The sequence below is a fragment of the Pantoea sp. CTOTU46764 genome, from assembly GCF_031974595.1.
GTDB classification, from domain to species: domain Bacteria; phylum Pseudomonadota; class Gammaproteobacteria; order Enterobacterales; family Enterobacteriaceae; genus Pantoea; species Pantoea trifolii.
On sequence record NZ_DALYOQ010000001.1, the window covers coordinates 145,239 to 159,726 of the forward strand.

A 14,488-nucleotide genomic window follows, 5' to 3' on the forward strand; every position below is an offset into this window, starting at 1 on the left:
AAAGGCCGGTTGTTAATCCGGCCTTCAAGGTGGTGATGTCAGCAATTACACCAGTTCGGTTTTCACACCTTCTTGCACCAGCAATTCGGCATCGCCATTGCTGTAAACCTGATATTCGCAGCCCGCGATGGTGACGGTGCCCGCCAGCGCCGTCCAGCCGCTGGTTTCATTGCCTGCTGGCAGAATATCCTCCAGTTGCAGGATGTCATCCGCTTTACCGTTGACCATTAGCTGGGTTTTACCGTCATCGATGTAAAGATCTTTTTGGCCGGATGTCAGCACGTCGGAAATGTCTAATGATATATGCTTAGATTCGTCAATCATAAACAGTGCACTATCATTATCATTTACTTCTGAAATCTTATTAGAAGGTAAAGAGGGTGACCACTCCAGGTTATCTAAGATAAGTCCAGCACCAGCTCTATTAGTTATAATTACCTTTTCGAGCGGTCGGTCATTAATATTAAATGAGAAATGTTTTGTTGGATCATCTCCATAATCCCTATAATCTAAGTCAAAAATCTTATCATATATAAGGTTGTTGGATGTGTCGTAAATCTTCACTTTAAAATAATGATGTGAAAATTCGCTTATATCAAACGAAAATGTTCTGATTCCCTTCAACAAAAATTCAAGCTCAGTCTCATTGTACAACCGCAAGGAGTTTTTTCCACTAATAACCGGCCTATTATCCGTAGATGATGAAATGTCTGCATGTCCATCATTTACTCTAAAAGATATGTCTTTAGTGAGTTTAAAATACTGATCACTATACCTTGAGAAATACTCTCCAGCAACTCTGTTTTCAAATCCATAATAATAAATATCATCATTATCTGGCACGATAGATAGTTTGAATGCTTTTGATAAAAAATCACCTTCCGGGCGTTTAACATTGAATTCCCACTTGCCCAGTGTTAATTCATCGGGTGTGAAACTCCACATGCCACGGGAATCAGCCACAACGGAGAAAACATTATCATCACCGGCATCAGATTTGTATGAAATCACCACCAGGCTGTTCGCTTCAGCCGTGCCTGTCAACGTGGGAGTGGTGTCATCCGTTATTTGATTACTATATATAAATCCCTTAATCGATCCTGCATTATCAATCGCGCCTTCGATAGTGGGAGCGAAGCTGTCTTCAGGCACAATTTTCAGGCCAAAGCTTTTCACTTTAGCATCATGAATAGCACTGCTTTCCGCGCTAAATTGATAATTGCCCACCTCCAGCAAATCGGGATCATAGCGCCACTGACCATCCGCGCCGACGGTGACGCTCTCCAGCAATACCCATGCGCCCTGCAGATTGAGGCAGTGAATATAGACCACGCTGTTCGCTTCGCCGCGACCATGCAGCGTTGGCGTGCGGTCATCGGTGATCGCGCCGTTACCGAGTTCACCGGTATAGGTGCCGAAATCATCGTAGGCGTGCGTAATTTCGTAGCGGTCTTCAGGCGTCAGATCAATGTCCAGCCTGAACTCATCGCTCCATCCGCTGCCGTCATTAACACGAAACGCGTATTTACCTTCAGTCAGCGCCGGGTTGGGTGCCCACGTCCAGTCAGTGCCGTTTAGTGTGGCCAAACCGCCCTCAATCCAGCTGCCGTTTTGTGTGCGATATTGTATGCGCACATCGCTGCCGGCGTTGGCCGTGCCGTTCAGGGTCGGTGTCGTGTCATCCGTGATGGCACCATCACCCAGCATGCCCGTTAGGGTCCCCACATCATCAGTGGCATGGGTAATGGTTGCGTCGCCTGGAACTGGAGGAGACTCAATCGTCAGGTTAAAGGCATCAGACGCCTCGCTGGTGTGGCCCAGACGATCGGTGCTGGTTACCGTGAAACTGTGGGTACCCTCGGGCAACTCGGTCGCTGGAATAATTTCCCAGCGGCCGTTTTGAGCAGCCTTAGCGCTGCCAATTTCATTGCTGCCGTCGTACAGGCGCACAATCGAACCGGCTTCAGCGTAGCCGCTCAGGACCGGCGTTTTATCATCGGTTTTGGCACCCGGCATCAGCCAGCTTTGCTCTGAACCTTCATCATCCAGAACGCGCAGAATTTCAGGTTTGGAAGGCGCCGTGGTATCAACGTGAAGAATTAACTGCGTGGGATCACCATAATTGCCCGCGACGTCAATAACCCGGAAGGTGATGTTATAGGGCCCGTCGGCGAGTGCGGCATCCGGTGTCCAGCTCCATGTGCCCGTCACCTTGTCAATTTTCGTCGTGTAAATGGTGCCGTTCAGCACGATTTCCATAACTCCGCCTTTCTCCTCAGGAATGGTCGTGCTGAGAGAGGGTTTTGGATTCGTGGTCCATTTTTGCACTGTTTCTTGCATGATAAATATCCTTGTCTATCTGATGTTGGGTAGGCCTGAAAACCCGTGATGTTAGTAAGGTTGCTTACGTTGACTTAGCAGAAATGTCTCGAAGTAGGAAAACTCTTAGAGCGGACAAACGGCCGCTGAAAAATCAGCAGTGGGTCGCCAGGCTGCGCAGGCAAATAGAAGCGCGAATACGGCTGCGGGGTGAGAAATGGCCATCGCTGCTACAGCGGAAAGACATGCGGTTAATAAAAAAAAGGCCGGTTGTTAATCCGGCCTTCAAGGTGGTGATGTCAGCAATTACACCAGTTCGGTTTTCACACCTTCTTGCACCAGCAATTCGGCATCGCCATTGCTGTAAACCTGATATTCGCAGCCCGCGATGGTGACGGTGCCCGCCAGCGCCGTCCAGCCGCTGGTTTCATTGCCTGCTGGCAGAATATCCTCCAGTTGCAGGATGTCATCCGCTTTACCGTTGACCATTAATTGGGTTTTACCATCATCGATATAAAGATCTTTCTGGCCAGAAGACAGCACGTCGGAAATGTTCAGTGATAAAGGGTTAGCGTCATCAATAATGAATAATGTACTGTCATTGGTATTTTCTTCTGGAAGCTCATTAGGATACAAATTAGGTTTCCATCTCAGGTTGTCAATTACAACTCCGAGTTCATCATCAACTGATATTGTTACTTTGCCAAGTGGTTGATCGTCGAAATTAACTGAAATACGTTCTTGAGACGGAGTTCCATTTGCCGGGTTTTCACGTAATTGGTATGGCGTACTTGATATAAGATTGTTGGATGTGTCGTACACCGATAGGGTAGCAATACCTCCGTTACTGCCTATGATATCAAACTCAAATGTTCTAACGTCAATTAATCTAAACGTGGCCTGACTATCGTCATTTAAAAATAAACTATCAGAGGAAAATTTTGCACTTCCATGATCAAGTTGTACTGAAACGTCCTCATTCAGATAGCAGGGATAGTCTATACGTAAAATCCCATATGATTTTTTATCTTCAAAACTATATGAATAAGCTGCAATGTCATTCGGCAAGACATATATAAAGTACGGCGCTGGTGAAAAATCACCGTCCTGGTATTTAATGTCGAATCTATAATTATGGTACGTTAAGGGGGCGGGAGTGAAGGCCCACTTACCATTGGAATCAGCCACAACGGACATAACATTAAGATGACCTGTGCCAGAGTGGTATTCAATCTCCACCACGCTGTTAGCTTCAGCAGTACCTACTAAAGTGGGTGTTGTATCATCCGTTATTACTTGATGCTTTTTTATAAATCCATCTATCGACCCTGCATCATCAATGACTCCGTCAATGGTTGGGTAAACGCTGCCGTCAGGCACAATTTTCAATCCAAAGCTTTTCGCATTAGCATCATGAACCGCACTGCTTTCCGCGCTGAATTCATAATTACCCACGTCCAGCAAATCAGGATCATAGCGCCACTGACCATCCGCCCCGACGGTGACGCTTTCCAGCAATACCCATGCGCCTTGCTCATTGAGACAGTGAATAAAGACCACACTGTTCGCTTCGCCGCGACCATGCAGCGTTGGCGTGCGGTCATTAGTTTGCGCACCGTTGCCCAGTACGCCGGTATCCGTACCGAAATCATCATAGGCGTGCGTAATCTCGTAGCGATCTTCTGGCGTCAGATCAATGTCCAGCCTGAATTCATCGCTCCAGCCATAACCGGCATTGGCACGAAACGCATATTGACCTTCAGCCAGCGCCGGGTTGGGCGTCCACGTCCAGTCAGTGCCGTTTAATGTAGCAAAGCCGCCCTCAATCCAGCTGCCGGTTTCGGTACGATATTGTACGCGCACATCGCTGCCAGCTTTGGCAGTGCCGTTCAGAGTGGGTGTCGTATCATCCGTGATGGCACCATCAAGCAGCATGCCCGTTACGCTACCCACATCATCACTGGCATGGGTAATGGGTGCATCGATGCCAATCGGCGGCACGCTGTCAGGCTTAATCGTCAGGCTGAAGGCATCAGACGCCTCGCTGGTGTGGCCCAGACGATCGGTGCTGGTTACCGTGAAACTGTGGGTACCCTCGGGCAACTCGGTCGCTGGAATAATTTCCCAGCGGCCGTTTTGAGCAGCCTTAGCGCTGCCAATTTCATTGCTGCCGTCGTACAGGCGCACAATCGAACCGGCTTCAGCGTAGCCGCTCAGGACCGGCGTTTTATCATCGGTTTTGGCACCCGGCATCAGCCAGCTTTGCTCTGAACCTTCATCATCCAGAACGCGCAGAATTTCAGGTTTGGAAGGCGCCGTGGTATCAACGTGAAGAATTAACTGCGTGGGATCACCATAATTGCCCGCGACGTCAATAACCCGGAAGGTGATGTTATAGGGCCCGTCGGCGAGTGCGGCATCCGGTGTCCAGCTCCATGTGCCCGTCACCTTGTCAATTTTCGTCGTGTAAATGGTGCCGTTCAGCACGATTTCCATAACTCCGCCTTTCTCCTCAGGAATGGTCGTGCTGAGAGAGGGTTTTGGATTCGTGGTCCATTTTTGCACTGTTTCTTGCATGATAAATATCCTTGTCTATCTGATGTTGGGTAGGCCTGAAAACCCGTGATGTTAGTGAGGTTGCTAACGTTGACTTAGCAGAAATGTCTCGAAGTAGGAAAACTCTTAGAGCGAACAAACGGCCGCTGACAAACCACAGGCGTTCAGGCGCCAGCGATTTGCGCTAAAATAGCCGCCAAATCCTCTACATCGGAGTTCGGGTGGCGAAATATCAGCAGTTGGTAGACAGGCTGCGCACGCAAATGGAAGCGCGCATCTGGCCGCCGGGTGAGAAATTGCCTTCTCTGCGACAGCAGGCGGAACAGAGCGGATTAAGCCTGATGACGGTGATGCACGCCTATGAAGTGCTGGAGAGCCAGGGCTGGATCGTCTCTAAGCCACAATCGGGCTATTACGTGGCGCCGCGCGCCGCCGAGAGCCGTCCGCGCTTGCCCACCCAGGAGATCGCCAAAACCGACCAGGCCGATACCAACAGCTTCGTATTTGATGTGCTGCAGGCCACGCGCAATCCCGCCATCATGCCGTTTGGTTCGGCGTTTCCCGATCCCGAACTCTTCCCGCAGCGCCAGCTAATGCGCTCGCTGGTGAAAGTTTCACACAACCTGAAACCCACCGATGCGCTCAATAACCTGCCGCCAGGTAATGAAGCGCTGCGTAAAATTCTCGCCCAGCGCTATGCGCAGCAGGGCATCACGCTGTCGCCGGATGACATCGTCATCACTAACGGCGCGATGGAAGCGCTCAATCTCAGCCTGCAGGCCGTCACCGAGCCCGGCGATTGGGTGATCCTTGAAAATCCGTCGTTTTATGGCGCATTGCAGGCGATCGAACGCCTTAAGCTAAACGCGATTGCCATCGCCAGCGATGTGGAACACGGCATGGATTTGGATGAGCTGGAGCAGGCGCTGCAGCGTTGGCCGGTGAAAGCCTGCTGGCTAATGACCAACCGGCAAAATCCGCTCGGCTTTACCCTGAGCGCCGAGCGCAAGCAGCAGCTGGTGGCACTGCTGGCGCGCTACAATGTGGCGATGATTGAAGACGACGTGTACGGCGATCTGTATGAAGGGCATGACAAGCCGCTACCGGCCAAAGCCTTTGATCGGGATGGCAACGTGCTGCACTGCGGCAGTTTTTCGAAGAATCTGGTGGCGGGATTTCGCGTCGGTTGGGTGGCGGCGGGACGTCACGCCCAGCGCGTGCAGCGCATTCAGCTGATGAGCACGCTGTCGACCAGCGCGCCGATGCAGCTGGCGCTGGCGGATTTCCTCAGCACGCGCAGCTACGATACGCATCTGAAGAAGCTGCGTCAGACGCTGGCAAAACGTAAACAGCTGGCGCAACAGGCGCTGCGCCGCGTATTACCTGCCGATGCCAGCATCAGTGACACGCCGGGCGGCTATTTTCTCTGGGTTGCGCTGCCGGCGCACATCAACACCACCGAGCTCTATCATTTGGCGTTGCAGCAGGGGATCAGCATCGCGCCCGGCCAGCTGTTTTCCAGCAGCGAAGGTTTCAGTCACTGTTTCCGCTTTAACACCGCCTGGCCGTGGGATGCACGCGCTGAAGCGGCGGTGGAGATGTTGGGAAAACTGATTGCCGGATTAAACCATTAAACGTGGGCCGCCTGCTGGTGGCCCCAGGTGAGATAGTAGACGTCGTAGAAATCCACTTCCCCTTTCTGCTTCATCAGACGATCAATGCCGTTGCGCACGCGATCCGGCGTGTGCGGATTATCAAGAATTTTGTCCAGCGCCTGCTGCGAAACCGGCTGCACGTAATACCACTCGCCGTTGTAGCACACGCGCAGATCCAGCGTATCGATATCTTCGAAGCGGTATTTCGGGTTGATATCCATCAGCATCAGCACGCTCATCACCACCACAAACACCGTGGCAAACCAGAACGCGGGCCAGCCGAGCATCTCGGTTGAGAAGATCAACGCCACGCACAGCGCGTAGCATAAGTACATGATGGCCCAGAGTCCCGGATGGGTTTTAAGGAAGGAAAAGCTAAAGCGCGGCAAATTATCACGCTGTCCTTCGCGGTTCAGCGTGGCGATTTCGTCGAGCAGAATTTGTTTGATCGCGTCCATTGTTCACCTCTATTTATCACTGCCTGCCAGTAAAGCACATAACAGTGAAGCGAATTAGAGACAGATTGGGTGTGATTTTTTATAACAGTTGGAATCTACTGCTCAAGATGGCACTCCATGCGTTGTGATTGGGCACCAGCGGGAACACGATGCGCTTTTTCAGGATGAATATTGATGCGACATCATGTGCTGCGTGCTAAGGAATTGAGAAATAACATGACGCCAGCAGAGCGAAAGCTCTGGATTCTGCTGCGCGCCAGACAATGTGGCGGCATGCGATTTCGCCGCCAGTATCCTTATGGCCCGTATATTCTGGATTTCGCCTGCCTGGAGAAGCGGCTAGCGATTGAACTCGATGGATCGCACCATGGCGAAACTGTCAGATATGACGATGAACGTACGCAACGGTTAAACAGACAGGGCTGGCGCGTGCTGAGGTTTTGGAATCATGAGGTGATGCTGCAGCCGGACGCGGTTTTTGCAGTGATTATGGCGGCGTTGATGGGGTAGTGCTGGTGGTGGGTGCTCGCTGTCCCCCTCCTCGGTCGGTGCTCGGTGTCCCCCTCCTCGGTCCTCCCCCATGAATGGGGGAGGAAGATACTGCCATATGTTAGTTCTAGAGCTGCATGTGGCAGCATCTCCTTCCCCCGCTAGCGGGGGAAGGCCGGGATGGGGGACAGCGAGCACGTTCCAAGACAGGCAGCACGCTCTAACTCACCTGACCCACAATCTGCAAATTCGCCTCATCGGGCACTTCGTTATACGACAGCACATTCAACCCATTGGCAAACAGACGCGCGTAGCGCGCAATCAGCGGACGCAGCTGCGGCGTGACCAGCAACACCTGCGTCAGGTTCTGCGCTTTCAGCTGCTCCATCATCACCGGCAGCGTGCTTTGCAACTGCGTCAGGATATTCGGATCCACCGGGAAGCTATCCAGTGCCACTTTGCCGGCTTGCTGCGCCTGATTTAGCGCCGCCAGCAGCAGGTTCTCCAGACTGTTCTCCAGCGTATACGCCGACAGCGGTTTATTATCCGGCGCAATCGCTGCCACCATCGCACGGCGCAATGCATAGCGCACATCGGACGTCAGCAGGATCGGATCTTTGGTGATCGCCACGCTCTCCAGCAAAGTCGTTGCGATGGTGGTGATGTCCTTCAGCGAGACCTGATCGTTCAGCAGCAGACGATACACTTTCAGCTGCAAGCTGTAGTTCACCGCCGCATTCACATCTTCAGAGAGTTTAGGTGCCACGTTCGCCAGACGCTGATGCAGCTGGGTAATGTCATCATAGTTAAACAGCTCGGGCAGATTCTCACGCACCACTTTATTCACATGGGTGGCGACCACGCTGGCGCAATCCACCACCTGATAACCGAGGTTCAGCGCTTTGGCTTTCTGCTCGGGCAGAATCCACGTCACCGCCATGCCGTAGGCGGGATCGGTATCCAATACGCCATCGATCTCGCCGTACTGTTCCGGCGTCGGGATCGCCATTAAACGATCGGCATGCACTTCGCCGACGGCGGTGCGCACACCGTTGATCTTGATCGCATACTGCGCCGGTTTGAGGTGGAAATCCTCACGCAGCGCAATTTCCGGCAGCAGCACGCCGCTGGTTTCCGATACCACCTGGCGCACGCCGCGCATACGCAGCGTCAGCGGCGCGCCTTTGCCTTTATCCACCAGCGTCACCAGCTTGTAGCCAAGATTCAGGCCGATGGGCTCAACCATCGGGATATTGTCCCAACCGATGGCGGGCTGCTCTTCCGGCTGCATCAGCGCCTGATTGATCGCTGCCATATCGTGGTGATCTTGCGTCGGTGCTTTCACGCCACGGCTTTGACGCCAGGCGGCAAACAGCAGCATGGCGGTAAAAATCAGGAACACCAGATGCGGCATGCCCGGCACAATCGCCAGCACAAACATTACGGCGGCAGCGGTGTACAGCGTACCCGGTCGTGCCAGCAGCTGCGTCTTGATGTCATCGCCCATGTCCGCGCCATCACTGATGCGCGTCACGATGATGGCCGCGGCGGTTGAGAGCAGCAGCGATGGAATCTGCGCCACCAAACCATCACCGATGGTCAGCAGGACATACTGTTCAAATGCTTGTCCCGCCGGTAAACCGTGCTTGAACACGCCGATCAGAATCCCGCCGATCACGCTGATCATCAGGATCATGATCCCGGCGATAGCATCACCGCGCACGAACTTAGAGGCTCCGTCCATCGCGCCGTAGAAGTCGGCTTCGTTGGCAACGTCTTTACGGCGCAGACCGGCCTGTTCCTGATTGATCAAACCGGCATTCAGATCGGCATCGATCGCCATCTGTTTGCCCGGCAAGGCATCGAGGGTAAAACGTGCCGAGACTTCGGAAATACGCTCGGCTCCTTTGGTGACCACCACAAAGTTGATCATCAAACGCGGCGGCAAAAAGGCGCACCATGCGCATCATGGCGGCGCGTGGAAAGTGGCCTTTGCCGACTTTACGTTGGCGATGATGGCGTTGTTTATGGTGCTGTGGATTATGGGCGCGGTGAGCGAAGAGGAACGTAAAGAGATCGTCGCGCAATTGAACGGCACTTCCGTTTTTACTGGGACCAACTTTAATCCCTTTGATGTTGAGAGCGCGGGCTCATCGGCGATCATTGGCGAAACCATGGCGGTTTCTCCGCCGACGCAAGCTGCGACCGTCAGTTCATCTCAGGATGACATCAGCCTGAACGCGGGCAACCAACCGCAGGAAGATTTAGACAGCGTGCTGTCACGTTCGGATGCGGAACTGGCGCTGTTACATAGCCAGCTGCAACGGATGATCAACAGCTATAACGCGCAAAATTATCTGATGCTGGAAACCTTGCCGCAGGGGCTGCGCATTCTAATTCAGGACGATCAGGATCGCATGATGTTCCCACGTGGAAGCGCAGTGTTAACCCCGTTCTTCCAGAAATTGCTGACCGAACTCGGTCCGGTGTTTAACCGTATCGACAACAAAATCATGATCAGCGGTCATACCGATGCTGCGAAATATAGCGGCCAAGCTTCCTACAACAACTGGAACCTGTCTGGCGATCGCGCGCTGGCGGCGCGCCGTGCGCTGGAGCGTGGCGGGTTAGAGAGTGCGCGTGTATTGCAGGTTAATGCCATGGCATCACGTATGCCACGCGATCGAGACGATCCGATGAGTGCGCGCAATCGTCGCATCGAAATTCTGGTGTTAACCGATGCCGCTGCTGAAACCTTATTCCAATTTTATGGCCGCGAAGGGGAGAACGTTGTGAAGCCCATTGCTGAGCGCCTGCGATAACCTGTCAGTGCCTTTGAATCGTTTTTTTGATTCGGCCGGTGGCGAAATCCACCGGTTTTTTTTCGCCTAAAATTTCTGCACTTTGCGGCCAGGTCACCATAAATGGCGACCCTACAAAATCGTGATAATGCATCGTAGGGTCGCCATTCATGGCGACCAATCATTTCCCGCACGCGATGTTAATGATGTTGCCAATAAATTTGGCTTTAGTTAGCTAAATCATTCTTTTTTGTGAATTTTGTCGCCGGGCGCACATTGCAATGCCGCTTTGGTAAGCCACAATTAAGCATCGTGATTAACCGGAGAAAGAGTATGACTGCCAACCACTCCAGCCTGCTGTTACTGATGTCTTTCGCCGCCGGCACCTTTTCTGCTGGATCCTCCAGCAATCCGCAACATCTGATGCTGTCGCTGCCCTCCGGCGGCGTGCCCAACAGTCCGTTACCGCTGATCATCTGGCCTGGCATCGTGCCGTATGACGCTGAAAATCCCACCGAAGACAGCGCCGTCTGGTTTGAAACCACCTTTACCCGCAACGGTTGGCCTGCCGCGTGGCGTGCGCCGATCTTCCCGTATACGCATTACCATCCGAACACCCATGAAGTGCTGGGCGTCGCTGCCGGTTGGGCGGAAGTACTGTTCGGCGGCGACAGCGGCCGCATGGTGACGTTGCGCGAAGGCGACGCGGTGTTGATCCCCGCAGGCGTTGGCCACAAACAGGTGTTTGCCTCAGAGGATTTTTTCACCGTTGGCGCCTATCCTGAAGGCATGTCCCCGGAAACCGTGCGTGATGAGCCATCGCGTTTACGTGCGTCGAAGGAGACGATCCAGCATGTTCCCCTGCCGCACCGCGATCCCTTTACCGGTGGCGAAGGCGCGATGACGGAGATCTGGCTGCCAATCGCGCAGCAGCTGATGCACCAGTAAAGTGCATAACAGCCATTTCCGTATACGCGGCGCGTGTGCCATGCCGGGGGCAAGCCTCTGGCACAGTTTGTGCAGGAGAGAAATATCTCTAGACAAGCGCCGGGTAAATCATGAAAGAAAGCTACCAGATAGCATCGCACTTCTATGATGAGATGTTGTTGAGCGATGGCCAATACCGCGCTCACTACCAGCAATACTGGGAATGGTTACAACAGGCGGACGTCGATGCCGTAGCGCGCAAGCGTGAAGAGGCGGAACTGCTGTTCCATCGCGTCGGCATCACCTTTAACGTTTACGGTGATGATGGCGGCGCGGAACGTTTAATTCCTTTCGACAGCGTGCCACGCATCATTCCTGCCAGCGAGTGGGCGATGCTCGATCGCGGCATTCGCCAGCGCGTGCAAGCCCTCAACGCCTTCCTGCACGATATCTATCATCAGCAACTGATCCTCAAAGCGGGCATCGTGCCTGCCGAACAGGTGCTGGTGAACGATCAATATCAGCCCTGTATGCAAGGCGTCGATCTGCATCGCAATATCTACGCGCATATTGTCGGCGTGGATATGGTGCGCAATAACGATGGCGAATATTACGTGCTGGAGGACAATCTGCGCACCCCGTCTGGCGTCTCCTACATGCTGGAGAACCGCAAGATGATGATGCGCCTTTATCCGGAGTTGTTCGCCGGGCAGCACATCGCGCCGGTTGAGCGCTATCCCTCGCATCTGTTGCAAACCCTGCGTGAAAGCTCGCCGGTCAACGATCCAGTGGTGGTGGTGCTGACGCCGGGCCGCTTTAACAGCGCCTATTTTGAACACAGCTTTCTTGCGCAGCAGATGGGAGAGCGCCGATCTGTTTGTGAAAGATGGCGCAGTGATGATGCGTACCACCGCCGGGCCGTGCAAAGTCGATGTGATCTATCGTCGCGTGGATGATGCCTTCCTCGATCCACTGGCATTCCGCCCGGATTCGATGCTCGGCGTGCCGGGCTTATTATCGGTATATCGATCTGGCAACGTGGTGCTGGCGAACGCGATCGGCACCGGCGTCGCCGATGACAAATCGATCTACCCGTATGTGCCGGACATGATCCGTTTCTACCTCGATGAAGATCCGATCCTCAATAACGTCCCAACCTGGCAATGCCGCAAACCGCAGGATCTCACCTATGTGCTAGCTAATCTGGCGAAAATGGTGGTGAAAGAGGTACACGGCGCGGGCGGTTACGGCATGTTGATTGGACCGGTGGCGAGCCAGCAGGAGCTGAGTGATTTCCGCGATCGCCTCAAAGCGCGACCGGAAAATTATATCGCGCAGGACACGCTGTCGCTCTCAACGTGCCCGACCTTTATCGACAACGGCCTCGCGCCACGCCATATCGATCTGCGTCCGTTTGCGCTGTGCGGCGCGGATATTCGTCTGGTGCCCGGCGGCTTAACCCGCGTGGCGCTGAACGAAGGTTCGCTGGTGGTGAATTCGTCGCAGGGCGGCGGCACCAAGGACACGTGGGTTCTGGAGGATGACGCATCATGCTAAGCCGCACGGCCAGTGGCCTTTATTGGATGGCGCGCTATCTCGAACGCGCAGAACAACTCGCACGCGTGTTGGACGTGACCAACCGTTTGTCATTAATGCCGGTGCGCGGCAGCCAGGGCGATGAGCTGCTGCTGCCGCTCAATCTCACCGGTACACGTGAACTGTTTGAAACCCTGAATGGCCGCTGCACCATGCCGCAGTTGTTCAACTTCTTCGCGCTCGATGACCGCAATCCGTGCAGCATCTTCAGCTGCTGGCAGGAGGCGTGGAACAACGCGCATGCGGTGCGCGGCAGCTTGTCGTCGGAAGTGTGGGAGAGCATCAACTCGACGTGGATTGAGATGCGTAACACGCGGCGACGCGGCATTACCAGCGCTAACGCCGACACCTTTTTCGATTGGGTGAAAGAGCGCTCGCACCTGTTTCGTGGCGCGATGTTTGGCACCTTGCTGCGCGGCGATGCGATGAGTTTTATCCGCATTGGCACGCTGATGGAGCGCAGCGACGGCACCGCGCGTTTGCTGAGTGTGAATCAGCAATTGCTGGAGCAGCAGTCGGATTCGGTGCGTGAATATTATTGCCTCGACACCTTGCTGCGCGCGGTTTCAGCGCGTGAAGCTTACAACGCCATCTTCAAGCAGCAACTGTTGCCCGATCTGGTGAATGAGATGCTGATCCTGCGCAGCGAAAGTCCGCGATCGCTGCACTCCTGTATTGATGAGATCGCCACACAGTTAGAGAACATCGGCAGCAGCGGCGAAGATCGCCCGCGCTATTTGATCACCGTGCTGCTGGCCGAAATGCGCTTCAGTACCTGGGAAAGCCTGACTCAGGAAGGCTTGTATCACTGGCTCAATGCATTCCTGACGCGCCTGAATGCGCTGGCCGACAGCATCAATCACACCTATCTGGAGGCGAAATGAGACTGAACATCGAGCATAAAACCCGTTACGCCTATGAACATCAGGTGACACTCAGCACCCAATATCTGCGCCTGACGCCGCAAAATTCGGTGCATCAGCAGATAATCTCGTGGGAGCTCGAGCTGCCGTGTGAAGCCACCTGCACGCAGGATGCGTACGGCAATGTGATGCATGTGCTGACGCTGGATACGCCGCATCAGCAGCTGGATATCGCCGCGCGTGGCGTGGTGGAGATCCTTGATGATGGCGAATGGGCACCCGATCCGGAATCATTATTGTCGCCGTTGGTGTTTCTGCGCTCATCGCCGCTGACGCAGCCGGACGGTGAGATCCGTGAGTTCGCCAAGCGCTACTGGCGACCGGAAAAACCGCTGGCCAGCCTGGAAAAACTCATGGATGAACTGCTGCTGAAGATGCCGTATCGTCCGGGCAGCACGTTGGTTACTGATGCCGCCACGAAAGTATTTGCCGCCGGCAGCGGCGTTTGCCAGGATCACAGTCACGTGTTTCTCGCCTGCTGTCGTAGTCTGGGGATTCCGGCGCGCTATGTGAGCGGCTATCTCTATACTGAAAACGTTGAGCACGTCGCCACTCACGCTTGGGTTGAAGCCTGGCTGGATGGTAGTTGGCACAGCTTTGATATCACCAATAATACTCGCAGCACGCGCCAGCATTTACGCTTGGCGGTCGGTGTGGATTATCTCGATGCGTGTCCGGTGCGCGGTATGCGGCTGGGCGGCGGCGGTGAAGATATGCTGGCGGTGGCTGCGGTGCTTCAGGTGCATGCGCAGCAGTAATCAGAA

The 14,488-nt window shown here is 54.0% G+C and carries 10 protein-coding genes and 1 pseudogene; 7 read left to right on the forward strand and 4 right to left on the reverse strand.

All coding sequences use genetic code 11. From position 1 onward, the window contains the following. Nucleotides 1-45: 45 nt before the first annotated feature. Together RTM06_RS00655 and RTM06_RS00660 are read right to left on the reverse strand one after the other, a co-directional pair. Entirely contained in the window at nt 46-2,340 is a 2,295-nt protein-coding gene (locus tag RTM06_RS00655; protein ID WP_312179160.1) for an Ig-like domain-containing protein, read from the reverse strand. A gap of 285 nt (nt 2,341-2,625) precedes the next feature. Continuing rightward, the gene (locus RTM06_RS00660; RefSeq protein WP_312179162.1) at nt 2,626-4,896 is read right to left on the reverse strand and encodes an Ig-like domain-containing protein; all 2,271 of its coding nucleotides are present in this window, start codon (nt 4,894-4,896) and stop codon (nt 2,626-2,628) included. Nucleotides 4,897-5,096: 200 nt separating this feature from the next. Between RTM06_RS00660 and RTM06_RS00665 the strand changes: the two genes are divergently transcribed. After that, nucleotides 5,097-6,509 (forward strand): PLP-dependent aminotransferase family protein, encoded by a 1,413-nt coding sequence (locus tag RTM06_RS00665; protein WP_312179164.1) that lies wholly within the window; start codon nt 5,097-5,099, stop codon nt 6,507-6,509. Here RTM06_RS00665 and RTM06_RS00670 read toward each other — a convergent pair. Next, on the reverse strand, nt 6,506-6,988 hold the full coding sequence (locus tag RTM06_RS00670) for a YlaC family protein (RefSeq protein ID WP_312179166.1): 483 nt from the start codon (nt 6,986-6,988) through the stop codon (nt 6,506-6,508). The genes RTM06_RS00665 and RTM06_RS00670 overlap by 4 nt on opposite strands. Before the next feature lie 174 nt (nt 6,989-7,162). On the opposite strand from RTM06_RS00670, the gene RTM06_RS00675 reads away from it, so the two are divergent. After that, complete coding sequence (locus RTM06_RS00675; protein ID WP_312179168.1) at nt 7,163-7,498, forward strand: DUF559 domain-containing protein; 336 nt, start codon at nt 7,163-7,165, stop codon at nt 7,496-7,498. 199 nt (nt 7,499-7,697) lie between these two features. Here RTM06_RS00675 and RTM06_RS00680 read toward each other — a convergent pair whose 3' ends face one another. Then, nucleotides 7,698-9,410: a flagellar biosynthesis protein FlhA gene (locus tag RTM06_RS00680; protein WP_256698448.1), complete on the reverse strand. Its 1,713-nt coding sequence runs from the start codon at nt 9,408-9,410 to the stop codon at nt 7,698-7,700. Between RTM06_RS00680 and RTM06_RS00685 the strand changes: the two genes are divergently transcribed. From RTM06_RS00685 to RTM06_RS00705, 5 genes and pseudogenes are all read left to right on the forward strand, one after another. Next, nucleotides 9,385-10,299 carry a flagellar motor protein MotB gene (locus tag RTM06_RS00685; protein WP_372340028.1) on the forward strand — a complete coding sequence of 305 codons (915 nt, stop codon included), beginning with the start codon at nt 9,385-9,387 and terminating at the stop codon, nt 10,297-10,299. The genes RTM06_RS00680 and RTM06_RS00685 overlap by 26 nt on opposite strands. A gap of 312 nt (nt 10,300-10,611) precedes the next feature. Next, a complete protein-coding gene (locus RTM06_RS00690; protein WP_256697429.1) occupies nt 10,612-11,226 on the forward strand; it encodes a cupin domain-containing protein in 615 nt (204 codons plus the stop codon). A gap of 110 nt (nt 11,227-11,336) precedes the next feature. Then, nucleotides 11,337-12,762 (forward strand): annotated as a pseudogene (locus RTM06_RS00695) (circularly permuted type 2 ATP-grasp protein). Further along, complete coding sequence (locus RTM06_RS00700; RefSeq protein ID WP_256697427.1) at nt 12,756-13,685, forward strand: alpha-E domain-containing protein; 930 nt, start codon at nt 12,756-12,758, stop codon at nt 13,683-13,685. Before RTM06_RS00695 ends, RTM06_RS00700 begins: the two are co-directional and overlap by 7 nt. Next, nucleotides 13,682-14,482, forward strand: coding sequence for a transglutaminase family protein (locus tag RTM06_RS00705; RefSeq protein ID WP_265299041.1), 801 nt, complete (start codon nt 13,682-13,684; stop codon nt 14,480-14,482). Before RTM06_RS00700 ends, RTM06_RS00705 begins: the two co-directional genes overlap by 4 nt. The last annotated feature ends 6 nt before the right edge of the window (nt 14,483-14,488 follow it).